The sequence below is a fragment of the Bradyrhizobium sp. KBS0727 genome (assembly GCF_005937885.2).
Taxonomy (GTDB): domain Bacteria; phylum Pseudomonadota; class Alphaproteobacteria; order Rhizobiales; family Xanthobacteraceae; genus Bradyrhizobium.
Window position 1 is genome coordinate 2,507,238 of record NZ_CP042176.1, and the last position, 24,562, is coordinate 2,531,799.

The 24,562-nt window shown below is 61.5% G+C and carries 21 protein-coding genes; 7 read left to right on the top strand and 14 right to left on the bottom strand.

All coding sequences use genetic code 11. From position 1 onward, the window contains the following. Positions 1-61: 61 nt before the first annotated feature. Positions 62-934 carry a GNAT family N-acetyltransferase gene (locus tag FFI89_RS11360; protein WP_246669418.1) on the bottom strand — a complete coding sequence of 291 codons (873 nt, stop codon included), beginning with the start codon at positions 932-934 and terminating at the stop codon, positions 62-64. A 138-nt stretch (positions 935-1,072) separates the two neighbouring features. Beyond that, positions 1,073-2,449 (bottom strand): FAD-binding oxidoreductase, encoded by a 1,377-nt coding sequence (locus FFI89_RS11365; RefSeq protein ID WP_138836527.1) that lies wholly within the window; start codon positions 2,447-2,449, stop codon positions 1,073-1,075. Positions 2,450-2,556: 107 nt separating this feature from the next. Between FFI89_RS11365 and FFI89_RS11370 the strand changes: the two genes are divergently transcribed. Next, a complete protein-coding gene (locus FFI89_RS11370; RefSeq protein ID WP_138836529.1) occupies positions 2,557-3,465 on the top strand; it encodes a LysR substrate-binding domain-containing protein in 909 nt (302 codons plus the stop codon). Between the two features lie 81 nt (positions 3,466-3,546). Here FFI89_RS11370 and FFI89_RS11375 read toward each other — a convergent pair whose 3' ends face one another. Both FFI89_RS11375 and FFI89_RS11380 read right to left on the bottom strand, forming a co-directional pair. Next, on the bottom strand, positions 3,547-3,954 hold the full coding sequence (locus FFI89_RS11375; RefSeq protein WP_138836531.1) for a DUF4332 domain-containing protein: 408 nt from the start codon (positions 3,952-3,954) through the stop codon (positions 3,547-3,549). A gap of 54 nt (positions 3,955-4,008) precedes the next feature. After that, positions 4,009-4,374: a DUF2267 domain-containing protein gene (locus FFI89_RS11380; protein WP_138836533.1), complete on the bottom strand. Its 366-nt coding sequence runs from the start codon at positions 4,372-4,374 to the stop codon at positions 4,009-4,011. A 343-nt stretch (positions 4,375-4,717) separates the two neighbouring features. On the opposite strand from FFI89_RS11380, the gene FFI89_RS11385 reads away from it, so the two are divergent. Genes FFI89_RS11385 through FFI89_RS11395 form a run of 3 tightly spaced genes read left to right on the top strand, consistent with a single transcriptional unit; the run spans position 4,718 to position 9,119 of the window. Further along, complete coding sequence (locus FFI89_RS11385) at positions 4,718-6,340, top strand: helicase HerA-like domain-containing protein (RefSeq protein ID WP_138836534.1); 1,623 nt, start codon at positions 4,718-4,720, stop codon at positions 6,338-6,340. Then, entirely contained in the window at positions 6,340-7,677 is a 1,338-nt protein-coding gene (locus FFI89_RS11390; RefSeq protein ID WP_138836536.1) for a glycosyltransferase family 87 protein, read from the top strand. Before FFI89_RS11385 ends, FFI89_RS11390 begins: the two co-directional genes overlap by 1 nt. Before the next feature lie 38 nt (positions 7,678-7,715). Next, positions 7,716-9,119 carry a M20/M25/M40 family metallo-hydrolase gene (locus tag FFI89_RS11395; RefSeq protein ID WP_138836538.1) on the top strand — a complete coding sequence of 468 codons (1,404 nt, stop codon included), beginning with the start codon at positions 7,716-7,718 and terminating at the stop codon, positions 9,117-9,119. Positions 9,120-9,144: 25 nt separating this feature from the next. Here the strand turns inward: FFI89_RS11395 and FFI89_RS11400 are convergent, their stop codons facing one another. Next, positions 9,145-10,113 carry a LysR family transcriptional regulator gene (locus FFI89_RS11400; RefSeq protein WP_138836540.1) on the bottom strand — a complete coding sequence of 323 codons (969 nt, stop codon included), beginning with the start codon at positions 10,111-10,113 and terminating at the stop codon, positions 9,145-9,147. A 128-nt stretch (positions 10,114-10,241) separates the two neighbouring features. Between FFI89_RS11400 and FFI89_RS11405 the strand changes: the two genes are divergently transcribed. After that, positions 10,242-10,961 carry an alpha/beta hydrolase gene (locus FFI89_RS11405; protein WP_138836542.1) on the top strand — a complete coding sequence of 240 codons (720 nt, stop codon included), beginning with the start codon at positions 10,242-10,244 and terminating at the stop codon, positions 10,959-10,961. 612 nt (positions 10,962-11,573) lie between these two features. On the opposite strand, the gene FFI89_RS11415 is transcribed toward FFI89_RS11405, so the two are convergent. Continuing rightward, positions 11,574-12,005 carry a DUF1772 domain-containing protein gene (locus FFI89_RS11415; protein ID WP_138836546.1) on the bottom strand — a complete coding sequence of 144 codons (432 nt, stop codon included), beginning with the start codon at positions 12,003-12,005 and terminating at the stop codon, positions 11,574-11,576. Positions 12,006-12,351: 346 nt separating this feature from the next. On the opposite strand from FFI89_RS11415, the gene FFI89_RS11420 reads away from it, so the two are divergent. Next, positions 12,352-12,582, top strand: coding sequence for a cysteine rich repeat-containing protein (locus FFI89_RS11420; protein ID WP_138836547.1), 231 nt, complete (start codon positions 12,352-12,354; stop codon positions 12,580-12,582). 115 nt (positions 12,583-12,697) lie between these two features. Here FFI89_RS11420 and FFI89_RS11425 read toward each other — a convergent pair whose 3' ends face one another. From FFI89_RS11425 to FFI89_RS11440, 4 genes are all read right to left on the bottom strand, one after another. Next, complete coding sequence (locus FFI89_RS11425) at positions 12,698-13,933, bottom strand: MFS transporter (protein ID WP_246669419.1); 1,236 nt, start codon at positions 13,931-13,933, stop codon at positions 12,698-12,700. Positions 13,934-14,199: 266 nt separating this feature from the next. Beyond that, positions 14,200-15,300 (bottom strand): calcium/proton exchanger, encoded by a 1,101-nt coding sequence (gene cax, locus FFI89_RS11430; RefSeq protein ID WP_138836549.1) that lies wholly within the window; start codon positions 15,298-15,300, stop codon positions 14,200-14,202. Between the two features lie 201 nt (positions 15,301-15,501). Beyond that, entirely contained in the window at positions 15,502-16,263 is a 762-nt protein-coding gene (locus FFI89_RS11435) for an IS5 family transposase (RefSeq protein ID WP_138836551.1), read from the bottom strand. Between the two features lie 182 nt (positions 16,264-16,445). Continuing rightward, a complete protein-coding gene (locus tag FFI89_RS11440; RefSeq protein ID WP_246669420.1) occupies positions 16,446-16,832 on the bottom strand; it encodes a cupin domain-containing protein in 387 nt (128 codons plus the stop codon). A gap of 193 nt (positions 16,833-17,025) precedes the next feature. Here FFI89_RS11440 and FFI89_RS11445 point away from each other — a divergent pair, with 193 nt between their 5' ends. Next, positions 17,026-18,531 carry a winged helix-turn-helix domain-containing protein gene (locus FFI89_RS11445; protein ID WP_138836555.1) on the top strand — a complete coding sequence of 502 codons (1,506 nt, stop codon included), beginning with the start codon at positions 17,026-17,028 and terminating at the stop codon, positions 18,529-18,531. A gap of 175 nt (positions 18,532-18,706) precedes the next feature. Here FFI89_RS11445 and FFI89_RS11450 read toward each other — a convergent pair whose 3' ends face one another. The 4 genes from FFI89_RS11450 to FFI89_RS11465 form a co-directional block, all read right to left on the bottom strand. Then, positions 18,707-19,840, bottom strand: a complete 1,134-nt coding sequence (locus FFI89_RS11450) for an ABC transporter substrate-binding protein (RefSeq protein ID WP_371722480.1) — start codon at positions 19,838-19,840, stop codon at positions 18,707-18,709. Positions 19,841-19,972: 132 nt separating this feature from the next. After that, on the bottom strand, positions 19,973-20,569 hold the full coding sequence (locus FFI89_RS11455; RefSeq protein WP_371722508.1) for a L,D-transpeptidase: 597 nt from the start codon (positions 20,567-20,569) through the stop codon (positions 19,973-19,975). Positions 20,570-21,794: 1,225 nt separating this feature from the next. Further along, positions 21,795-22,574 carry a class II aldolase/adducin family protein gene (locus FFI89_RS11460; RefSeq protein ID WP_138836561.1) on the bottom strand — a complete coding sequence of 260 codons (780 nt, stop codon included), beginning with the start codon at positions 22,572-22,574 and terminating at the stop codon, positions 21,795-21,797. A 222-nt stretch (positions 22,575-22,796) separates the two neighbouring features. Beyond that, entirely contained in the window at positions 22,797-24,446 is a 1,650-nt protein-coding gene (locus tag FFI89_RS11465) for a glycosyltransferase family 39 protein (protein WP_138836564.1), read from the bottom strand. Positions 24,447-24,562: the final 116 nt, after the last annotated feature.

Genomic DNA, 24,562 nt, shown 5'->3' on the forward strand with positions numbered 1-24,562 from the left:
AGGAAACGTCGACCGCAATTTCGGTTCCACAAAGCGTTGCTTTCAATTCACTTGGGTTGAGTTACATGAAGCCCGGATTGCGCGGCAAATAGCTGGCCCAATCTCCGAATGCTTGCGTCGACATCAGCAACATTGGGTAGGTTATGCGCATCCCGTGGTCCATCGCCGTCTTAAGTGCCGGCTCGCTCGGGCCCGACACGAAAGCCGAAACGGTTGGAGAATTGCTCCGTGCCGCGAACGATAATGCCGTAGCAAACGCGGGGCCCACCAAGTCTGGCCGACGAACGGCAAGCGGGCCAATGTGTCCATTGGAAATATACGTATACCCTACGCACTCACTGCCGTCGTGGATGGTGAACCCGCTCGTTGCGCTGTCGCCCATGAGATATCGGTGGTGCTTCTCTCTGGATACGCTGAGAGCGCTCGCATCGATGACTGCCAGTTCATCGAACTTGGCGGCCTTGGCCGTCAGAGGTTCAAGATGAAGCCGCGGCTCAGCCACGCGGGACGCCAGACGGTCACGAACCACGCTGACCATGTAGATCGGACAGCGCGGGAATAGTCCACGGCTGATGTAGAGGCCCTGAGACACGTTGTTGAATGCAAATGTGATCAGCGCTTTGACGGATGCTCCGCGTATTTGCGCGTGAGCGAACGCCTTACCTAAAAGCTGATTGCCGATGCCATCGCTCTGGCGATCGGGCGACACGAACAGCTGCGCCAGGAACCAAAGTTCACCGCAAACCCAACTCCACGCGAAGCCGATGATTTCTCCGTCGTCATCGGCGACCCATAAACCCTCAGAATCGTCCCTTAGCGAGAATGCTTGAAAATTCGGGAGATGAGAAGATGCCATCTTTCCGAAGCCTCGCCGCGCGGTGAGCTCATTGATGCTGGCGACAACGATTTCGTCGGCTCGCTCCAAGTCATCCATGCCAGCGGGTCGGCACACGATAGGCATCTTCAAGTCCTCCAAATCTGCACGCCGACCAACAGATACGAGTGGCAGTGTTTGGGCCATCCGCTCACATCTGCATCGGCATGAAAAAGACAGAATAGCCTCTGTTCGTAATCAGGCCCGCGGTAGGATGTTTTGGTTCATTCGGAAGAAGTTCTTCGGATCGTATTTGGCCTTGATCCGCTGAAGACGCCGGTAGTTGGGACCATATGCGGCAGCGACGGAATCGCCCATCTCGTCATCGTCGAGATAGTTGACATACCGGCCGGCGGCGAAGAAGGGCCGCATTCTTTCGTAAGTTTCACGTGCCCAGGCGATGCAGCGGCTCGTGTCGCTCGGGTGCATCCATTGCGCGAGTATCAAGAAATTGTAGCCCTGTTGCCGATGCGGAAAAGCCGTATCAACTGCGGCGACACGGGTCGCGGCGCCGTGGATGTGTTCAAGGAGCAGCTGCCCCATGGGGGTCGGGCAGTGCGCGAAACATTCGATCATGGTCGCAATCGCAGCATCACTCAGCTCCATGAGGAAGTTCGATTTCCAATAGTTGAGGGCGCCTCTGGGGTAGTTGGCGTCAAGCATACTGTTGAGCTGGCAATAGAGCATCGGCCCGACTGCGTCCAAGATCGGAGCCCCGAACTTTTTCAGAGGCGACATGGCTCGTTCGGCATCCGCCGCCAGGCCGCAGTGGCAGGTGACCAAAACGGCCACCTCTGTGCCGGACCCGTCGGGGGCATGGGTCAGGGATGCAAAAAGCGTGTGTTCGTCCACCAGCGACTGCGTGCTGGCCCGGAAAAATTCGAGGACGTCACGGGAGCGTTCGATGGGGTGGATGATGGGGCCGCCGGTGACGATTGGCCCTACTGTATGAAGGTCGTATTCGAGAGTGGTGGCGATCCCGAAGTTTCCGCCGCCGCCGCGGATGGCCCAGAACAGATCGGGCTCCTCTTGCTTGCTGGCGCGCAAAACCTTGCCATCAGCGGTGACGAGTTCGACAGCCCGCAAATTATCCAGTGCTAGGCCGTACTTGCCCATCAGCCAGCCCAGTCCTCCGCCGAGGGTTAGTCCGGCAATCCCCGTGGTCGAGACCACACCACCGGTAACCGCGAGGCCGTGAAGTTGCGTCTCGCGATTGACCTCGCCCCAAGTGACCCCGCCCTGCGCCCGTACGATTTTGCCAACAGCATCGACGTGGACGCCCTTCATTGGGGACAGGTCGATCATTATCCCGCCGTCGATGGTCGCGCGTCCTGCCACATTATGGCCGCCGCCGCGAACCGCGACCTCGAGGCCGAGCTTGGTCGCAAGAGCGACGGCATCCACGACGTCGGCTACGCTGCGGCATCTGGCAATCAATGCTGGCCGTTTGTCGACCAGCCCGTTGTGGACCTTTCTCGCCTCCTCGTAGCCCTCGTCCGTTGGCTTGAGGAGTTGTCCTCCGAAGGAAGCGCTAAGGTCGGCGGCAGCGCCGGCGACAGATGCGATGGACGACATGACACGGTCTCCTCAATGCAACCCGCTATATCTTCAATCGGGCGCAGTCTCGGAGCAAACCTGAAGAATTCAGGTGACGATGAATTAATTTCATCTAGACTGGCCGCATGCACAAGCTGCCGCCCCTGATCGAGCTCCGCGCTTTTGAGGCTGCCGCTCGTCATCTGAGCTTCAAGAAGGCCGCGGCAGAACTCGGCGTGACGCCGACGGCGATCAGCCACCAGATAGGGTTGCTTGAACAGTATTGTGGCCGCGCCCTGTTCCGCCGCAGACCGCGGCCTCTTTCGCTGACAGATGCCGGAGCGCGGCTGTTCCCCGCCATTCGCGGTGGGCTTGAGGTGTTCGCCGCTGCAATCGCGGCGCTCAAGCAGGATAGCGACCAACAGCCTCTTCGGGTGACGACAACGAACGCTTTCGCCAGCCTCTGGCTCGTGCCCCGCCTGCCCGCGTGGCGGAAGTTGCATCCCGACGTGCCGCTGGAAGTCATTGGCACGGACACCGTGCTCGATCTGCAAGCCGGCGACGGCGATGTCGCCATTCGTTATGCGACCAGCCGAGTGGTGCCGACGGACGGGCTCGTCGATGATCTCTTCAGCGATACATTCTGGGCCGTCTGCAACCCGCGTTTGCTTTCAACAGGCCGCCTGAAGAAGCCGGTTGACCTCGTAAACCACGTTCTGATCCACTCCTATTGGTCGCCGGCCGATCATGAGCCGCCGACATGGCAGAGATGGCTTGCCGCGGCTCAGCGCAGGTGGCGCGAAGTGCCCCAATTCAAGGACATGCAGCACTTGAGTTTCCGGGAAGAACTGCACGCCATCGAGGCGGTGATCGCCGGGCAGGGAGTCGGGATTTTCAGTGATGTGCTCGTGGCACACGAACTCGCCGCCGGTACGCTCGTGAAAGCGTTCAAGCTGAGCTTGTCTGGCTATAGCTTCCATGTGGTCCGTAGGCTGAGCCATCCGCGCGCCAGGACCATCCGAGCCTTCTCGGAGTGGTTGCAGTCAGCTGCTTAATCTGTCTCTCTTGGGCGTTCGCAATATCCACCTGGGTCATTTTTGACGGATTGGCTGGCTGCGAGCTAAGGAGTCCGCGCTCTAGTAGCTGATTTTCGGTGCAAGCCTGCGCGCCTGCTCGATCAGCTGCTCGACTGATCTTTCCGAGGGCAGAACGCGGACCAGCCGGCGCTTGGTGTTGACGTCCTTGATGTTCTGGGCCAGTCGCGCCGGATTGCGGAGCGCGAGTTCACGCACGGTGGTGACGCCGGCCGCGCGCACCAGCCCGACCTTGGCCTTGCCCATCCCGGGAATGCGCATGTAGTCGGAGAAATTGGCCCATTCGAGCAGTTGCTGCTCGCTGATTCCGGTCTTGGTGGCGAGCGCCTTGCGTCCCTTGACGGTGCGGGCGGCCTCCAGCAGCGCCTCGGTGGTGCGAATGCCGAGCGATTTCAGCTTCGAAGCGGAGTAGGCGCTCAGGCCTTCGATCGCGGAGAGGGGATATGTCATGATACTCGATGCAATAGAATGTGCTGAGGCCGGACCTGCGTCAGGTGGTGTATTTCAAGCGAACTGGCTAAGGCCCGGCGTCCCCGAAATGATCTCGCCCATTTTATCCGCTCCGATTTTGTCGCGGCCAAACCGGAAAAGTTCACGCGCGACGTTCTGAATCTCGTTCATGCCGAGGCCGAGCGCCATCAACCTGGTACCGAGCGCCATCAGCCCGCCGCCCATCAACCTGGAGAGGCCGCTGTTGCTGCTTGAGGCCGCGATCGCAGCTTCGGCACCCGGGATCTGGTCAATCAGAGCCTGGACCTTGTCGGAAGGGCCCTCGTTGCGGAGGAAACCCAGAACGATGCCGATGGTTTTTTCCGCGACAGCGTTGTCAATGCCGGCCTTGGAGGCCAGCGTTCCGATCAATTCGTCCATAGTGCCCCGCCCTCAGCCGGTTTTACCGGGTCGTATACTTGTAAATTGATCTTGAGCGTCCACGATGTGAAATACAAGCGATCAGGACACACGAAGGCGACTTTCGTTCTAGATCGCGCCGCAGGTGTTGCAGCAATGCAAGAGTGAACGCCGGATTCACGCTATCTTGTCACACCACGCCCCCTCTATTTTCCGATCGGCGTCGGAAAAAAGTATGGGTGGCCGCCGTGTTCGGAACAGCCGACGCCGGATCCGGGCATGTCGATGGTTTCAATCGACGGGTGGGATGCGATATGATTGTGTCCGTTACCGTACCTCCCCCGATGCGCGAAGAGGCGATCTGATGGCGACCTCCGATACCCAGACTTCCGACACCGACGAGAAGATTTTCATCGGCAAGGGCGACGAGACAGCCTGGCTGACGCTCGCGCTCGCCAATCGGCATGGTCTTGTCACCGGCGCGACCGGAACCGGCAAGACGGTGACGCTGCAGGTGATGGCGGAAGGTTTTGCGCGTGCCGGCGTTCCCGTTTTCGCCGCCGACATCAAGGGCGACCTCTCCGGGATCTCCGAAGTCGGCGAGGCCAAGGACTTTATCGTCAAGCGGGCCGGCGATATGGGCCTGACCTTCCAGCCCGACCAGTTCTCGACCGTGTTTTGGGACGTGTTCGGCGAGCAGGGCCACCCGGTGCGCGCCACCGTCACCGAAATGGGGCCGCTATTGCTGTCCCGGATGCTCGATCTCAACGACGTGCAGGAAGGCGTGCTCAACGTCGCATTCCGCGTCGCGGACGAAAACGGCCTGACGCTGATCGACATGAAGGATCTGCGGGCGCTGCTGGACGCGATCGTGCCCGATACCAGCAAGAAAGGCCCCGATGCCGACGAGGACCCGCTGGCGTCGATCCGAAAGGCCGCGCAGGGCTATGGCAACGTCACCAAGGCGACTGTCGGCACCATTCAGCGCCAGCTTCTGGTGCTGGAAAACCAGGGCGGCGCGAAATTCTTCGGCGAGCCGGCGCTGACGCTGAAGGATTTCATGCGAACCGACAGCGACGGCCGGGGCATGGTCAATATCCTGGTCGCCGACAAGCTGATGCAGAGCCCGCGGCTCTACGCCACCTTCCTGTTGTGGATGCTGTCGGAGCTGTTCGAGGAATTGCCGGAGGCCGGCGACCTGCCCAAACCGAAACTGGTGTTCTTTTTCGACGAGGCGCATCTGTTGTTCACCGACGCTCCGAAGGCGCTGATGGACAAGATCGAGCAGGTGGTCCGCCTGATCCGCTCCAAGGGCGTCGGCGTCTATTTCGTCACCCAGAACCCGATCGACGTGCCCGATAAAGTGCTCGCCCAGTTGGGCAACCGCGTGCAGCATGCGTTGCGCGCCTTCACCCCCCGCGACCAGAAGGCGGTCCAGGCCGCGGCACAAACCTTTCGGCCCAACCCGAAGCTCGACACCGCCCGCGTCATCATGGAGCTGGCTAAGGGCGAGGCGCTGGTGTCGTTCCTGGAGGGCGGCGGCACGCCGGCGATGGTCGAGCGCATCATGGTCCGGCCGCCGACCGGACGGATCGGGCCGATCACGCCGGACGAACGCAAGGCGATCATGAACAACAGCCCGGTGAAGGGTAAATACGACACTGCGATCGACGCCGAATCCGCCTATGAGATGATCCAGAAGCGCATCGCGGGCACGGCGGCGCATCCGGACGGATCGGATGGCGGCGGTGGTGGCGGAATCCTGGGCCAGATCGGTTCGATCGTCGGCACGATTTTCGGCACCAATGTTTCGCGCGGCAGGATGTCGACCGGACAGGTCATCGCCAGAAGCGTGACGCGCACCGTCACCAACAAGGTGGTCGGCGGCGTCGTGGCCGATCTCGGCAAGTCGGTCGGCGGCGCGCTCGGCGGTTCGGTCGGGCGCGCGCTGGTGCGTGGCGCGCTCGGCGGGTTGCTGCGGCGCTGATGTCTGGCAAAAATTCCTCTGATATCCAGAACAAGCCCGTGCTGAGATATCCGTCGCTGCGGGCGCCGATCGATCTGCTGTTTCTGCTCTGTTGTATTGCGCTGACGGCCGACGTGCTGGTCCCGGAAATCTTCGGCCACGGCAAGAGCAAGGACTACCCCCTGTGGTTCTGGGCCGGGCAGCAGGTCTTGCAAGGCAACAATCTCTATCCGGATAACCCTGCCGATTATTTCGACTTCATCTATCCGCCGTTGTCGGCGGTGCTGCTGGCGATCCCGAGTTACTTCGGCAAGATCCCGCTCTATCTCTGCCTGTCGCTGCTCAATATCGTCGCGTGGTGGATGACGGCGCAATTCTCCAATGCGATGACGGGATCGGGGCGGACGCCGGGTCCCTGGCTGTTCGCGCTGCCGGGCTTCGTCACCGTCACCTTTGTCTTCGACATGTTCGACCTCGGGCAGCCGAATTTGGTTCTGCTGGCGCTGATGCTGTGCGGCTTCTGGCTGTTGCGGGACAGTCGCGGCTGGATGGCGGGATGCATGTTCGCGCTCGCCACCGCGATCAAGGTGTTTCCGGTCGCGGTGTTGCCTTATCTGGTCTGGCGCCGGCAATGGGCGGCGGCCGCGAGCATGCTGGTTTTCATCGGATTATTTCTATTCGTGCTGCCGGCGCCGTTTCGCGGCTTCGAGCGCAACGCCCATGAATTGAAGACCTGGTACCAGGGCATGGTGGGGTCGAGTTCGGAGAAGGGGTTCGGACAGCGCGACGAGCAGAACTGGTCGTGGGTCAACCAGTCGATCATCGCCATGACGCACCGACTGACGCGGCCGATCAACTACAACCAGGATAATCCGGCCAAACCCGTCCGCACCATGAACATCGTCAATCTCGATTTCAAGACCGCGAACCTCGTGGTGCTGGCGATCTCGCTCCTGATCGGGCTCGGCTACGTCGCTGTCATGCCGGGGGCTTCGCGCCGGACCGAGCGGTCGGATGCCGAGGAGATCGGCATATTGTTTTGCCTGATGACGGCTGCGACGCCGCTGGCGCGCCAGTATTATTTCATGTGGCTGTTCTTCCCGATGACGGTCCTGATCCATCGCGCGGCCTATGATCCGCGCGCCAATGTCAGGACCGGCACGTGGGTGTTGCTGGCCGTGGCGGGCTTGCTATTGTGCCTGTCGCTGCCGCTATTCCCGAATGACCTGCAGGCCTACGGCAACAATCTCGCCGCCACGGTCCTGCTGGTGGCGGGGCTGGTCTGGCACATCATGAATCCGCCGCCTGCGAACAATGCCCATGCTTTGCCTCCGGCCGCCGGGCAAGCTAAAACCTGACGCCAGAAAACCCGCGCCCGTAACCAGGGAAACCCGTCATGTCCAACGCGAAACTTCAATCGGTTCTCGACCGCATCGATGCCGATTTCGACAACAGCCTCGAACGTCTGTTCGCGCTGCTGCGGATCAAGTCGATCTCGGCCGATCCGGCCTTTGCCGCCGATTGCAAGACCGCCGCCGATCATCTGGCGAAGGACATCGCAACGCTCGGCTTTGCCGCGGAGGTGAGGCCGACGGCGGGACATCCGGCGATCGTTGCCAAAATGAACGGCTCGACCGATGGTCGGCCGCATGTGCTGTTCTACGGTCATTACGACGTGCAGCCGGTCGATCCGCTTAATCTGTGGCACCGTCCGCCGTTCGAGCCCGTCGTCACCGATCACGCCGACGGCCGCAAGATCATCGTCGCTCGCGGCGCAGAGGACGACAAGGGACAGTTGATGACCTTCGTCGAGGCCTGCCGTGCCTGGAAGTCGGTAACGGGATCGCTGCCGGTCGACATCACCATCGTCATCGAGGGCGAGGAGGAGGTCGGATCGAAGAATTTCGTGCCGTTCCTCGAAGCCAACAAGGGCGACCTCAAGGCCGACTTCGCGCTGGTGTGCGACACCGGCATGTGGGACCAGAACACCCCGGCGATCACCACCGCGTTGCGCGGGCTGGTCTATGACGAGGTCAAGATCAAGGCCGCCAACCGCGACCTGCATTCCGGCATCTTCGGCGGCGGCGCGCGTAACCCGATCCGGGTGCTGACCAATATCCTGGGTGGCCTGCACGACGACAACGGCCACATCACCATTCCCGGCTTCTACGACGGCGTGAAGGACCTGCCGCCGGATATTCTGGCGCAGTGGAAGAAGCTCAACCTGACGCCGGAGTCGTTCCTGAAGCCGATCGGCCTTTCGATCCCGGCCGGCGAGAAGGACCGCCTTCTGATCGAACAGGTGTCCTCGCGTCCGACCTGCGACATCAACGGCATCATCGGCGGCTATACCGGCGAGGGCTCCAAGACCGTGATCCCGGCCGAAGCTTCCGCAAAGGTTTCGTTCCGGCTGGTCGAGGGCCAAAACCCCGACCGGATCCGAAAAGCCTTCCGCGACTATGTCACGTCGCGGCTGCCCGGCGACTGCACGGCCGAGTTCATCGATCACTCCAATGCGCCGGCGATCGCGCTTGACTGGAACATGAAGCCTCTGGCCGCCGCCAAGCGCGCGCTGACGGACGAGTGGGGCAACGAAGCGCTGCTGATCGCCTCAGGTGCCTCGATCCCCATTGTGGCGGACTTCAAGCGTACGCTCGGCCTCGACACCGTGATGGTCGGCTTCGGTCTCGAGGACGACAACATCCATTCGCCGAACGAGAAGTACGACCTCAAGAGTTTTCACAAGGGCATCCGCTCCTGGGCGCGGATACTGGCCGCCTTCGCGGACGCGGGGAAGTAGGACGGATCGGCCAACTGAATTGGAATCAACGGCGCCGGGTCGACGCGCGCACGGTCTCCGAATTGGCCACCTTGCGGCTGCATTCAATAAAGCGTTCTGCCAGCGGAGTCAGTGTGCGTCCCTTGACGGTGATAAACCCGACCGGCGCCGGGGGCGACAGCACCTTGATAGGCAAAACCTTGATATGGATTCGCTTGCCGCCAAAACGCATGACGGAAGCGGGGATGAGACCGAGCCAACGCCCGGTTTCGATCAGGCGCAGATGAAGATGGAGCGATACGGTCAAGACCTTCGCGGACGGAACCTCAAGGCCGCTCCTCCGAAATACTTCTTCATGCAGCGACCGCGCCAGGCTGCCGGGCTCCGCCAACACCCATGGCTCTCCGATCAAATCGGCGAGCGCCAGTTTTCGCCGTCTGGCCCAACGGCTCTCCGATCCCGCAACGATCACATTCGGCTCGTCAAATAACGGTTCTGCCACCAGGTCAGGTTCGGTCATCGTCGCGGGAAGCCGCCCGAACACTAGCTCGGCCTTTCGATGGCGCAAATTGTGATATTGCTGAATCGCGATGTTTTCGTGCAGCACGTGCAGCGTCGCGCGCGGGAACTCTTGCGTGAATTGCTCGATGATCGCCGGCAGCAAACCGGCATCGGTAACGATCGACGACCCGATCCGCAGCTCGCCTGCATCCGGCTGCTTGATGGACTCGATCTGCTGCAATCCCTTGCGCATTTCGTCGAACACCGCGACTCCGGATTCGAGCAGCACGCGGCCGTAGTGGGTCGGCTCGACTCCTGAAACGCTCCGGTCAAACAGCTTGACTCCCAGCGTGTGCTCCAGATCCGAAACCGTCTTGGACACGACCGGATAGGACACGGCCAGCTCTTCCGCCGCCCGGGTCATGCTCCCGGCTTCTGCGACCACGAGCGCAATATGGAGGTCGCGCAGCTTGACGCGGCGACCGATCCGATCGGTCCATTTCATCTGAGGCATAGCTAAATACCTAGGGGTATGGCCAATAAATGGAACTAATCAGCTACATCGAAATCTGGCAAGTACAAACCCGCAAAATCCAAGTGCGGAAATCGATCGCACGCAACAACCTCGAAGGGAGAACTATCATGGCTGGACTTTTGGTATCGCCGGTAAGCATCGTCCTCGTTCACGGCGGCTTCGTTGACGGCGCAGGTTGGGAAGGCGTCTACAACGGCTTGAAGAAGGACGGTTACGACGTCAGCGTCGTCCAGAACCCGACGACATCCCTGGCCGACGACGTGGTCGCCACCCGGCTCGCGATCGCCCAGGCGCAAGGGCTGGTTGTCCTCGTCGGGCATTCCTACGGCGGCGTCGTCATCACCGAAGCCGGCACCGACCCGAAGGTCGCGGGGCTGGTCTACATCACGGCGTTCGCTCCGGATAAGGGCGAGTCCGTGGCGTCCCTGATCCAGAATCCGCCTCCCGGTGCACCGGTCCCGCCGATCTTGCCGCCAGTGAACGGCTACCTGTTCCTCGACAAGTCAAAATTCCGCGCTTCATTCGCAGCCGACGTCAGTGAAGCCAAAGCGGCGTTCCTGGCGGACTCTCAGGTGCCGTGGGGCGTCAACGCGCTCGCCGGTTCTATCACCGAGCCCGCCTGGCGGAGCAAGCCGAGCTGGTATCTGGTTGCGACCGAGGACAGGATGATCCCGCCGCCCGCTCAGCGCCAGATGGCTGCGCGCGCCGGCGCGACTGTCACGGAGGCGGCCGGCAGCCACGCCATCTACATTTCGAAGCCGGAGACCGTGGCGGCGCTCATTGCCGAAGCGGCGAGCAGCGTGACCACAAAAATGGCAGTCGCCTGACGCCGCCTGATTTCGCCGTCGGCTTTCACGTTGGAGGCCGGCGGCATTTCGGCCTTCAAGGCGTGTCGTGACGTCCGTCGATCAAATTATTGAGACACCTCATCGCGATCTAAACAACACTGCCGCCCGAAACGGGGTGGAATAGCTCCGCGCCTGGTGTTAATTTGAGGGGCATGAAGAAGTCCGACGTCACTTGTCCCGAGTGCCAGGCCGGCTATCGGCGCATCGAGTTGAACTCGAAGCCCGGGACCTTCGGGCAGTTTCGCTGCCTGACGTGCGACCATCTCCTTGAGACGTTCGATGGTTCTACGAATGTGGCACTTCGTCTGACGGTGCAGCCTGCAAAGAGGGCCAGGAACAGCACGCACAGGTCAAACGGAGCCGCCTGAAATAAATCTGTCAAAATTGGCGGCTAGCGTTTCCAACAGGCTTCGATGTGGTGACACCATCGTAGCTCTTCTCGACTGGTCCCCCGTGCCCGATCTCCGAGCGCGGGGGTTTTTTCTTCCGATATTCCGCCAGTCGAGGTTGAGGCTTATTTCACTTTTTCGAAGAGCCCATCAGTATTGATCCTTGCGCGGACTGGCGGCCAGTCTTGAAAGATGGGGCTACTCAGTTCATCGATGCCCAGAGAAAGGTCAGCATGGCGGTGAAGCCGAGCGCCGTGCGACCGGCATGCAGCGCGGCCCATTTCTCGATCAAGGCGCGGCTGTCCGGCCCGGCGCTCGCTGGTTCAGTTGCCATGAGTATTTTGTTCGTCGGCATGATGCCAAGGAGCGTGTAAGGCCAGTTGGTGATCAGGATCGCGGCGCCGAGCAGCCAGGCCCAGTGGCCGGTCTGCCACCATGCCGCTAGGCCCAACAGGAAACCGATGATGGCCAGCGGGGCCTGCATGGCGGTCCCGCGTTTGTAGGCTGGCTTCCATTGGGTGAGGAGCGCGCGATCGTCGAGGCTCAAACGTGCGGGCTGCTCGACGACACTGACATAGACTGCCGCTCCGGCGAAAAGCGCAGCGACGATCAGCGCGAGTTGTCCGGCAAGCATGGCCTCGTCTCCCGTTCTCGGAAACATCATTCAGGTGCAAACGAATTTTATAGCCGTTCGAGGTCAATACCAAGGCGGTGTAGCCGCTCGCTCGATGCCCGCTTCGGGCCATCGACGGGGACCTCGCATCGCGGGCGTGGCAAACGGGCTTCCTCACTGACGAAATCGCAACCGCGTTCAGAGAGCGCCGTGAATGCTGCCACGCTGGGTGACAGAGAGGCCATGTGCTCCTGATGGGTTGCAGATCGGGGAGCCCGACAATCTCGCTGCGGGAACCATGCCCCACGATCTCGAGTTATCGAGAACGCGCGGTGGCTGGCCACACACCAGTTAAAGAGGATTTCAGATGCGAAATGTGATCCTGATAGTGTCGTTGCTTCTTGCTGATACCTCTCTGAGTTTCGCCCAAGGCGGCCATTCGGGCACGCCCCAGGAGCAGAAGGCTTGCTCCCGGGACGCCTCCCGGTTTTGCAGAAAGCAGCTGGGCGATGATGCGGCGGTGCAGCAGTGCCTTCAGCAGAACCGGGCGAAGCTGAGCCCGGGATGTCAGAAAGTCTTTCAGGGCCACGGCATGTAAAAAACGACGGGGGAAGAAGACGGCCGTATCGAAGTGGATACGGCAGGGTGCGTAGCGCGCCACCCGTGCTTGGTTGGACAGGCGGCTTCACGAAGACCGCGTGACGGCGCCGCCGTCACTGTATCGCCAGTAGTCCGCCCGCCACGATCATCGTCGCCAGCGCGGACAGGGCCAGCGACCAGTGAATGCCGATCAGGCTGCCGAGCAGGCCGACCGAGATGCCGCTGAAGGCGCGCAAGCCGAGGCTCGCCATGTTGAACAGGCCGATAACGCGGCCGCGCATGTCGGGTGGTGCATTGATCTGGACCAGGCTCTGCGCCATCGCGTTGAACGACAGTTCGAGGAAGCCGGCGGCCAGCAGGAAGCACAGCGCCAGCGCGTAGCTGTGCGACAGCGCAAAAACCATCAGCGCAACACACCACAGCAGCGCGAGGATGATCGCGGTGCGCGGCCGCGGCTGCAAGATGTTGCGCCCCTCCAGCGCCAGTCCGGCCAGCAGGCCGCCGGCGGCGTCGGCCGCCAGCAGCATGCTGTAGGACACGCCGGGATCGCCATGGCCGAGTTCGGCGGCGAAGCCCGGCATCTGCGAGCTATAGGCATTGCCGACGAAGAAGGAGGCGGCCCCGGCCAGCACCGTCATCGCGACGATCACAGTATGCTTCCTGACGTCGCGCATGGTGTTGACGATGTCGGCCAGCCCCCGCACGGCCCGGCGCGGCGGCGGTGTGCCGGCGCGGAAGCGCGGACCATAGGGCGCCTTCACCAGCCACAGCACCAGCGGCAGGTAGAAGATCGTGTTCAGCATGATGCCATGCGCCGGTCCGAGCGCGAGCAGGATCACGCCGCCGACGGCGGGGCCGACCAGGATGCCCAGATAGCGCGCCATGGCGTTCAGCCGCACCGCGCTCGCCAGGTCCTGCGGGCCGACGATGTCGTAGATCAGCATCTGGTTGGGTGTCTGCCACAGCACCCCGGCGCAGCCATGGATCACCAGGATCAGCATCGCCTGCCACATCTGCAAGCTGTCGGTGATGAAGAAATAGCCCCAAGCCAGCGAGGCCAGAATGAACAGCCCCATGCCGGCCTGAATCACGCGGCGGGGATCGAAGCGTTCGGCCAGCGCGCCCGACGCCACCGAGAACAGCAGGAACGGCAGCCAGTGCGACAGCACGGCAAAGCCGCCAAGCGCCGGCGAGTGGAATTTCTGGAACACCACCCAGTAGCTGATCACATGCTCGATATTGTCGGCCATCATCGAGAGCACATAGGTGATGAACTGCGCGCGGAAGCCTGAGTGGCGCATTGCTGCAAAGGACCGGGCCGAGGGCGCGGAAGAAGGAGCTTCGGTCATGAGATCGGGAAATTCCTTGGGGCACTGAACATGCGCAGCGGCGAGCGCAACGTCTCCTTACAGCGCAGGCGACGCAGAGGCACAAGATGGCGCGCGAGCAGGTGACATGTGCGCTGCGCGCGTGTCCGCTCTGCCCTCAAGACCAGACATCGTCAGGCGACATGCTCAGGTCCGTTTGGCGCCATAAATGGACTCCACTCAGTTACCTCGCGCGAACGAGCAAACGGGGCAGGGCTGACGGACGGCAGGGGAAAGAGGTGTCGGCTTCACCCGGCCCCTTGCGTGGCCGGCGGGACTACGTAGAGCGTCAACGCGAAGACCGCGTAGATGAAGATGAGCAGCGCGCCGATAAACCATGCCGAGCGCCCGCTGCTCGTGATGAAGCTCGCTGTCACGGTCGCGATCATTACCATGGTCACCGCGCCCGGCCAGAACTGCAGGCTCATCGGCGACGGCCCGACGACATAGCTAAGCAGCACCAGAGCGGGCGCCACGAACAGCGCGATCTGGGAAGCGCTGCCGAGCGCGATGCTGACGCTCATGTCGAGGCGGTCCTTGCGCGCAGCGGAAAAGGCCACGGCAAACTCGGCGGCAGCGCCGACCAGTGAGACGATGATGAACCCGACAAAGGCCGGGCTCATCCCAAATGTTTCCGCCGCCTTCTGCACGGACTCCACAAAGATCTCGCTCACCAGCGCGACCAGCACGGTGACGACGAGCAGCGTCCCTACCGCAAGGCCAATTGGCCAGTGTGCCTCGCCCTCACTATGCTCCGCGCTTGCGAACAGCTCCTTGTGGGTCTTCAGCGAAAACAACAGGCCGAGGCCATAGGCGACGATGAGCAGGATGGCGAGGCCGACGCTGAGCTTCTTCATGATAGCCTCGCCCTGCGCGAGGTCGAGGTCGGCGACCGCCGACGGGGCGAGCAGTGCGACGGTCGCCATCAGCAACAGGCCGGAATAGAGCCGCCCGCCGGACCGGTTGAATTCCTGCACGTGGTAGCGCAACCCGCCGATCAGCAGGCAGGCGCCGAGCATGAACAGCGAGTTGGTGACGATTGCGCCCGCGATCGACGCTTTCACCAGCATGTACTGGCCGGCGCGCAGCGCCGTGATGGCGATGATCAACTCCGTCAAATTGCCTAGCGTTGCGTTGAGCAGCCCGCCGACCGCGTCGCCGGTTTTCGCTGCGACGGCTTCGGTGGCGTGGCTGAGCAGGGCGGCCAGCGGCACGATGGCAAGCACGGCCAGCACGAACAGCAACGTGTGGGAATGTGGCGCGGCCTTCTCGGCCACCAGCACGGCCGGCACGAAGACCAGCATCCAGAGCAACGGGGTGTGCCGAATTTCCTTGAGCAGGGGTTGCACGGCTGCCGTCTCCATACCTGGGTACGATGGCGGAACATTCGACCCCGTCACCGGACCGGCATTGATCTGGCTCAACGCGCATTCTTCGCCTTGTCCGTCAGAAAATGTCCGCTAAGGGTTGCCGTGAACAGACATGCCGGGCCTATTAAAAAGCCAAGGGATTTGGAATGGTATCGCCTTGCAGGGGGACATATGAAACGACTAGGACGCGGACTCATTAAGGCGCAGCCATAGCCTGATTGACGCGAGCTGAACGAAGGCAAGGTAGTTGGCGGCGAGCCTGTCGTAGCGCGTCGCCACCCGACGACATTGTTTGATCTTGTTGAAGAACCGCTCGACCTGGTTGCGAGCGCGGTAGAGATAGGGGCTGAAGCAGATCGGATCGCTGCGATTGCTTTTCGGCGGGATGTTGGCCCACGCGCCCTTCTTCATGGCAAGCTCTCTGATCCAGTCAGCGTCATAACCGCGGTCGGCAAGCAGCATTGACCCAGATTTGAGGCGAGACAGCAACTTTCCTGCAAGTCGAACGTCGTGGGCCTCGCCGGGGCTCAACGCTAGCCGTACTGGCAGACCATTGCTATCGACCACCGCATGGATTTTGCTGGTCAAGCCGCCGCGTGACCTTCCCATCGACTGCCGCTGGTTCCTGGTGATGCAGGCTCCATGCTGATGCACGCGGACAATCGAAGTGTCGATCATCTGGACAGCGGCATCGTGGGCAGCGGCAAGCGCGTCTATGATGCGGCCCCAGACACCGGCCCGCCGCCACCTAACGAAGCGGTTGTAGCACGTGGTGTACGGACCAAATGCCTCGGGCAGATCACGCCAAGGGGCTCCGGATCGCAATACCCAGAAAATTCCATCGAGAACGCGTCGGTCGTTTACCCGGGGAACGCCACGCGGCTTGTTCGGCAGCATCGGGTGGATGGCAGTCCATTCATAATCCGCGAGTTCGTAGCGCATGATTCGAGCCCCCAGTTCGGGAGTTTGAATCACGGGGTCTGGCAAAGCGCAACGCTTCTGGCCCGGCCCCGGTTCGGCGCTTACGGGTTGGAGCGGACATCGACCTGCCGACAATCCCCGATGAAACTGTCGAAAATGACGCTTAGCGGAGGCTGAAGCAGGCCGCAAGATCGATTGCAGAATCATGGTACCCGCGCGTCCATCTCAGGGCGCAACACCATACTCTCGCGCGCCGTCGCTTCGTTGCGCGAACCAATAAAGACGGCGGTCGTCGCGCCGCGGTTCACCGCGACATGCAAGACGTTTGCGGGGATGTAGACGAAGTCGCCCGGCCGTACCGCCTCGCAGTGCTCCAGCTCATCTCCAGTCCAAAGCTCCAGTGCGTCTCCGCTCGTCATGTACAGTGCGGTCTCGTGGTGTTCGTGCACGTGCGCTTTCGTGCGGCCGCCAGGCGGCAGCGCCATCAGACCGAGCCAGATTACCTGTGATCCGGTAGTTTCGGCGCTAACGCCAGCCCGGTAGTCCGAACCCTGCTGGACCCGATGCTCTGGCGCGGCCTTCACGACCATCCCCCGACGGCTCGTGGTGGCGGCAGACTTTACTACAGTTGCGCTTGAGTTGCTCATCGTTATCTCCGTGGTTTGGTCGGTGACAGGACGGTGTTGTTCGGCGACGAAAATGTCTTGAAATGCGCTCCGAAAAGTTCCGAATTATTGCAAATGGTGGCTACTCAGCAAGCGATCGCGCCGCTAGCTTCATCTGATGCAGCGGTTTGCCTTCGGCCCCTTTTTGTTCGACTCCGCGCGCGGCGTCCTGCTGCGTGATGGACGACCAATGCCGATCAATCAGAAAGGCGTTCTCCTGCTTAGTGCGCTACTCAGTGCGCGCAGCGAGACCGTCTCTAAAGCCGTGCTGATGGATGCGGCATGGCCCGGGATGGCCGTCGAAGAAAGCAATCTATCGGTCCAAATCGCTGCACTGCGCAAGCTTCTCGGCTCGGCCCATGATGGCGCGGAATGGATCGCGACAGTCCCGCGAGTGGGTTATCGCTTTGCCGGCGCCGTGTCGGGGGCGGATACACCGTCCGAAGGCGCTGATCCCTCAGATATACGGCCGCTGATCGCGGTGCTGCCGTTCGGCATGGTCAGCGAAGAGCCAGGCAAGGAGTACTTGGCCGACGGCATTACGGACGATATTATCACCGCGCTCGCGCGCTATCGCTGGTTCCGCGTTGTAGTCCGGGGCTCGGCGTTCGCGCTCCGAGATAAGGCGGTGGAGCAGCTCGGGGCGCGCTATGCTTTGCACGGCAACGTGCGCCATTCCGGTGAACGACTGCGCATCTCGGCACAACTGATTGATGCGAGCAATGGCGCTCACTTGTGGGCCGAGCGCTACAATCTGGTGATGGCCGACGCGTTCGCCATTCAAGACGAAATCGCCGAACGCGTTGTTGCAGCGATCGAGCCTGAGCTTCTCAAGAGCGAGTCGCGCCTGGCGTTGGTGCGGCACACCGGCAACGTGACGGCATGGGACTTGGTACGGCAGGGTATGTGGCATTTTCACAAGGTAACCCGAGAAGGACATCGCACCGCGCGCGACCTGTTCCGCCGCGCCTGCTCAGCCGATCCGGACCTTTCGGAGGCACATGCCTGGCTCGGCCGGGTCAGCGCCGGCATCATCGCGTATGGGTGGAGCGATGACATTATAGCCGACGGGAGCGAGGGCACGAAGGCGGCGACCCGCGCGGTCGCGCTCGACCCGCGGGATCCCTATGCGTACTACTCTTTTGCCATCGTAAGCTGCTACGCGGGCTCCGCCAACACCGGCGCACTCGCAGCGCAGAGCGCGATCGATCTCAATCCGAGCTTCGCGCTCGGCCATCTTGTGCTTGGTATGGCTCGGCTGTTCGATGGCGATGCGGATCGCGCTGTCGCTCCCTTACGGCACGGTCTCACGCTCAATCCAAATGATCCGCAGAACGTGGCGTGGCACATTCTGTTGTCGTACGCCGGACTGCTGAGCGGTTTGCTGGATGAGGCACTCGAAAGTGCAAACCGGGCGCTGATCCTGCGTCCCGTGTTTGGTCCGACATTCGAGGTGCTGTGCTGTTGCACTATGGCGCTTGGACGACGCGATGATGCTCGCCAATGGGCCGAACGCATGAAAGAAGTTCGCGGTCCAGAAGGCCACTTCATAGCGCCAATCAGGGCGGGTCCCCCTGGGTATGACAAGCGCATCGCTGAATTGTTAGGGAACGCAACCGCGTGAACCAACAGGTCCCGGTTCTGGTCCATCGCGATATTTGCTGCGGTTGCACAAGGGCGGTCGGTATCGGAGGAAAGCGGACATCGCCGGCGGTTTATGAGTACACGGCCTAGGTCGTCGATTTCTGCACGTGACGGTGCACCCTGACGGTCAGCAACAGTTGTTTCCCCGGGCACAGCTACCTGTCGACGTTGGAGAAAGCCGTTTCGAGAACATCGCCGATTGGTTGCCACGTGCGGCCGTCGAATTGAACTAGTCGCAGGTGTTCGATCGGCCGAAAGTTCCGAGGTCCAGTGCTGATTTTGATCCCAGGTAGCAAAACGGAGCCTTGGTATTCTTTGAGGGTCCTGGCCTGCTTCATGACGTTCGCGCGTGATAGGTCATTGCCGCACTGCTTGAGCACTTGTACCAGTGTCTCGGCGGCCGCGTAGCCGAAGACGGCGGCGCCGTCGTCTTTGCCTCCGGCCCGACTATATTTGTCAACAAACGACTGCCAGTCCTTGGTGGCTTTTTCGTCTTTCCAAGCTGGATCATTTGCATCCTTCAAGAAGGCGGCTGTAATCGCGCCCACAGCATTTTCCACGCCAGCGGGCTTTAGAGCTGTCGCAATCGACGAAGCCATATGGCTCAAAATGAACACAGGGTGCCAATTCAACTCCGCCGCTATTCGAACTACTTTCGCTGCGTTTGCAGGCGCTCCCGCAAACACAAAAATATCCGCTCCTGATTGCTTCAAGATCGATACGTGCGTGTCCAGATGCGCATCTGCAACATCGTACGCGATATCGACCCTGATCATACGGGCGACATTACCGAGCCCGTCTTCCAGGCCCTTGACTATTTCTCGACCAACTTGATCGTTTTGCCAAAGAGCTACAATCCTGCTTCCGGGGTAGAACGCCTGTATGTAGTTGCCGTAGATGCGCCCCTCTTCGCGAAACGAGGGCTGCCAACCCATTGTCCACGGAAACAACGATGGATCGCTCAGATGATCGTCTCCGGAGGCAATAAAAAGTTGAGGAATTTGCCTTTCATTCAAGTAACTGCGAACGGCAAAGTTGCCCGGAGTTCCGAACGAGCCGAACATCAACAAGACGTCGTCTTCCTCGATAAGACGGCGCGTAAGCTCTAGGGCGGTCACCGGATTGGATTTGTCATCATATGAGATAAAGCGTACCTTGCGGCCGCCAATCCCGCCGTGCTCGTTGATCATCTCAAAGTACGCTGCTTCGGCTTTCCCAATCGCCCCGAAGACCTCCAAATTTCCACTATAAGGCATGAGATTGCCGATACGAATTTCAGTGTCGGTCACGCCTGGTTCGCGCACTCGCTCGGAGATCGCGCTCAAAGCAGTGAGCGCTAAGCCAATCGCAACGAGCGTTCGGACCCACGTTTGCATCGGATTAACTCAATTACAAAAGCCCATCGCCTGCTGACGATTTGATCAGCTGCGGGGACCTGCGATGGGCCCCATCCATGCACTCCGACCCGGCGCGAGAACGACGACAGTCGCGCCTGGCCTCACCCGATCAAAGAGATCGATGACATCCTCGTTGGTCATGCGGATGCAGCCGGACGATATAGCCTTGCCGATATATTCCGGTTGGTTGGTGCCGTGGATGCGGTACAGGGTGTCCTTGTTGCCCTCGTAAAGATAGAGCGCCCGCGCGCCCAACGGATTAGCCGGACCTCCGGGAACGCGCGCCGGGTAAGGACCGAGCCGCGCCTGAATCTCCGGCGTCGGGATCCAATCAGGCCACTCAGCCATACGGCCAACCGCAGCGACGCCGGAGAAGGCCATCGCTTCCTCCCCCACCGCCACGCCGTAGCGGATCGCCTTGCCTTGCGGCAGGACGTAATAGAGATAGCGCGCGTCGGTATCGACCAGGATCGTACCCGGCGCCTCTCTGCGCGAATAGTCGACGATATGCCGACGATAGGACTCTGGGATGTCTACCTGCGCATAAGGCGGATGGGCCAGTAACTGCCGGTCCCTTGGAGTCAAACTGGCATCCGTAGAGGGTGCGAGTGTCGCTTGCATGCAACCGCCGAGCGCAAGCCCGAGCAGTCCAATCAGCAACAACGTGAGCCTGGACCTCGGCACCGCCGGCACCCTCCAAAGCGTTACGCTGCTCCATTTGCTTCTCGAATAGTGCAGAAATCAAGGCGTCATGGAGACAACCCTGCGATAACAGGGTTGGGCGCAGTTTGGTCTCCAGTTGCAGTGTGGGATCGAAGTCCATTCGGGTCAAACTCGGTCTTCGAGCCGCGACAGAGCTGGTTCTGTTGTTCCCCCAACAGCGGACAAACGGCGATTGCATCCGCACGTCGGTTTCGTGCCCGACAATGGACATCTGGCATCGGGCAGCGGTGGCAACGAGGCCAATTCTTGGCCGGACTTTTGAGCACGCATTCTGTTCGCCGGGGACCGTGTCGCTTCCCGTGCAGGCGGAAACTTCATGCCCGGCTGCGACAAAACAACCCGTCGGGCAAATCACCAAAAGTATGTCCAGCCCTTCGCGCAAAAATATTTCCGTTGTCGCGTCGGGCAAATCAGAAGTTTAACTCCCGCCATCCTGTCCCACCAAAGGGGCGTTGGCCATCGTCGCGAACGAGGGGCAGGGAGCGGTGGACGCGAAGGCTGCGACTGACGAGCGCGGCCACTAGCGTACGGCGAAATCGTTTGGGTCCGACGCCCCGGTGCTGGCGTCAAGTTGGCGGAAGCGAAAGCCGACGTCGATGATGGTGGCAAGAAAGCCGGTCACCAGGACGAAATCGTATAAGCCGTAAAGCCATTGCGCAGGGAAGGCCGGGTGTTCTCCGCTGAACCTGTATGCTCGTGTGCAGCATTTCTAATGCACATCGCACGCGAGACCGCGGGTGCAGCGCGCACCCGGTCTTCCCTGCGCCCTCTGATTTTCATGGGGCAAGGTTTCCAGCAAAACTCCGGGCGCATCGCGCCGCGAGAAGGCGAAGGCATGTTTGCATCCTCCGTCATTCCGGGGCGCCGCAACGCGGCGAACTAGGATGCGCAATTGCACCCCGGGTTCCGGGTTTGATGCTGCGCATCGCCGGGGAATGACGTTGATAGATGCCCGGATGAGCGAAGCGATATCCGGGACCACGCTATCACCGACCCGGATATCGCTTCGCTCATCCGGGCTACGGCGCTACCTCCAACAAAAACGCCGCCCGGAATTGGGCGGCGTTTGAATTCGATAGTGCAGAGGATGTTGGACGCTATTCTACACCAAATTCCCCAAAACTCAATTCCGGTAGCTCGGATCGAGCCGGTCGAGCTTGCGCAGCAGCGGCGGCCACACCAGGGTGGTCGAGCGCAATTCCATCCGATCGGGGTTCTCGAACAAAGCGGCGTTCTTGTCGACCACGGCCTGTTCGACCGGATAGGCGGTGGGTCCCAGCATGCGGGTGCGCACCTGCATCGTGCAGGCCCGCTCCAGATGATACATGCGCTCGAAGGCGGAGGCGACCGAGCGGCCGACCGTCAGCGTGCCGTGATTGCGCAACAGCATGTGGTTCTTGTTGCCGAGATCCCTCTGCAGCCGCGGGCGCTCGTCGTGATCGAGTGCGATGCCTTCGTAGTCGTGATAGGCGAGGTCGTGGGTGACGAGCTGCGCGGTCTGGTTCATCGGCAGCAGGCCTTCCATGCAGCTTGCGACCGCGGTGCCGTCGGGCGTGTGCAGATGGAGTACGCAGCCGGCGTCCTCGCGCACTTCGTGGATGGCCGAATGGATGGTGAAGCCAGCCGGGTTGATGCTGTAGTCGCTCTCGGTGAGCTGGTTACCGTCGAGATCGACCTTTACCAGGCTCGAGGCGGTGATTTCGTCGAACATCAGCCCGTAGGGGTTGATCAGGAAGTGATGCTCGGGACCGGGCACGCGCGCCGAGATGTGGGTGTCGACCAGGTCGTCCCAGCCATACAGCGCCACCAGGCGATAGGCGGCCGCAAGATTGACGCGCTGGTTCCACTCGGCGTCCGTCATGCCGGACGGGATTTCTCTCAGGCGTGCTTCGGCTGGCGACATGGCCGGTTTCTCCCGCAAATGTTTGGTGTCACGCGGGAGCCTAGCCCTGCGGCGGGGCGGCAGCAAGGCGGCGGCGACGAGGGGCTGTTATGCCGGCCAGAGCGTTTTCCAGCGAAAGCCTGCCCTGGACTTGATCCGGGGTGGACACCGGTTCGCGCCAAGAAAACGCGTCAAACCAAAAACCTGGAGCCCCGTTCCGATTCCATCGGAACGGCAAAGGCGCTACGGCGCCGGGATCGACAGCAGGGTCGAGATGGCGCGGCCGCGGATATCGTAGACCCGCGCGAACACCACGTCGTCGCGCTTGATTTCCACCAGCACCGGCGCGGTAAGGCCCTTGCAGTAGAACTCGCCCAGCGTCATCGCGAAGTCGGCGGAATGGCTGTCCCAGCCGATCGTGAAATCGGGGCCGAGCGCGACCTGCGCCGGACGCTGCGGGCCGCAGACCGCGACCTTCCATTTACGTCCGTGCGGCGGGGCTTCCTGACGCTCGTTGAGCTCTTCGCGCAGGCCGTCGGAAGCCTGCTTCAGCGCCAGGCCCCAATAATCCAGCATGAACAGATTGTCGGCGGTGCGCACCGTGCCGGCGATGTGGTTGAAGTGGGTATATTCGTACGGATGCAGCCGGATCATCTCGCTGAGCGGCAGCAGCAGGCCGAACGAGAAAACCGCCAAGGCCGCGGGCTGCCAGCTACGGGCGTGCTGCTTCAGCCAGGACATGCCCCAGCCGAACGCGACGCCGGCCAGCACCGTCATCGGCGGGATCACGAAAACGAAATGGCGGATGCCGTTGTAGAGCGCCGGCCGCTTCACCATCGCGACGACGAGCGGCAGCGTCGCTGCCAGCGTCAGCATCAACAGGATGGTCTTGCGGCGGGCCGGCACTTCGGCGCGCGACATCGACATCAAGGTGCCGACCACGCCCGCGGTCAAAAGCGCCAGCAGCACCTCGGGAAGCTGCAGCGCGAACAGCGTCGGCAGATACGACCAGGGCATGTCCGGCACCGACACCAAGGCGCCGTCGAACATTTCCTTCCAGGGCTTTTCGAAGAAGTGCGAGAAGTAGGTCAGCGCCTCGAACGGATGACCGGGTTCCATGATCGACCACGGCCAGATCAGGCCCATCACGAGGTAGCCGAATACGAGGCCGGGGATCAGCACGTAGACGACATGGGCGAAACGATGCGCGGCCTCGCGCGGCCCTTGCGTGCGTGCGTCGGCCACGAGCAGCGGCAGGAAGCCGATCACTGCGTAGACCAGCGCCAGCCCGCCGAGAATCCGGCAACCGATGGAGAGGCCGGCGCCGAAGCCGACGATCAGGATGGTGCGCGGCGAGGGCGCGGGATATTCCTCGGCGAGGCGCACCAGGCCCAGCAGCAGGATTATCATGGCGACCGCGAACGGCGCGTCCTTCGGGTTCATGAACATGTGGCCGTAGAAGGTCGGGCACAGCACCAGCAGCAGCAATGTCGCAAGGCCTGCCAACGGGCCGCCGACGCGGCGCGACAGCCGCCACGTTACCGCAAGCCCGATCACGCCGACGACGGCGCCGAGCAGACGGCGGGTTTCAAACAGTTCGAGCGGGATGACCTTGTGCAACAAGGCGGCCGCCATGTCGAAGCCGCCGCCATACATATAGAGATTGGCGAACGACAGCGCGCCGGTATCCTTGAACCCGGAGCCGTACATCTTCAGCAGCAGATCGGCATATTCAGCGTGGGTGTAATCGTCCCAGCCCAGTCCGTAGTCGCGGAACGTGAGGCTTGCGATCAATGCGACCACCGCCAGCATCAACATGGCAAGGTCGTCGCAGGTCCGCTCCACCGAGCGCCGTGTGGGCGTATCGAGGGCAGAAGTCGTGATGGATGACATGGCGATTGGTAACCCGGTGTCCCCTATGGCCCCGCTTTAACGCTTTTGGGCCTCATTCCCCGGGGATTCATATAGCGTAGTTCCCTTAGCAAGTAATTGGGAATTGTGGCCTAATT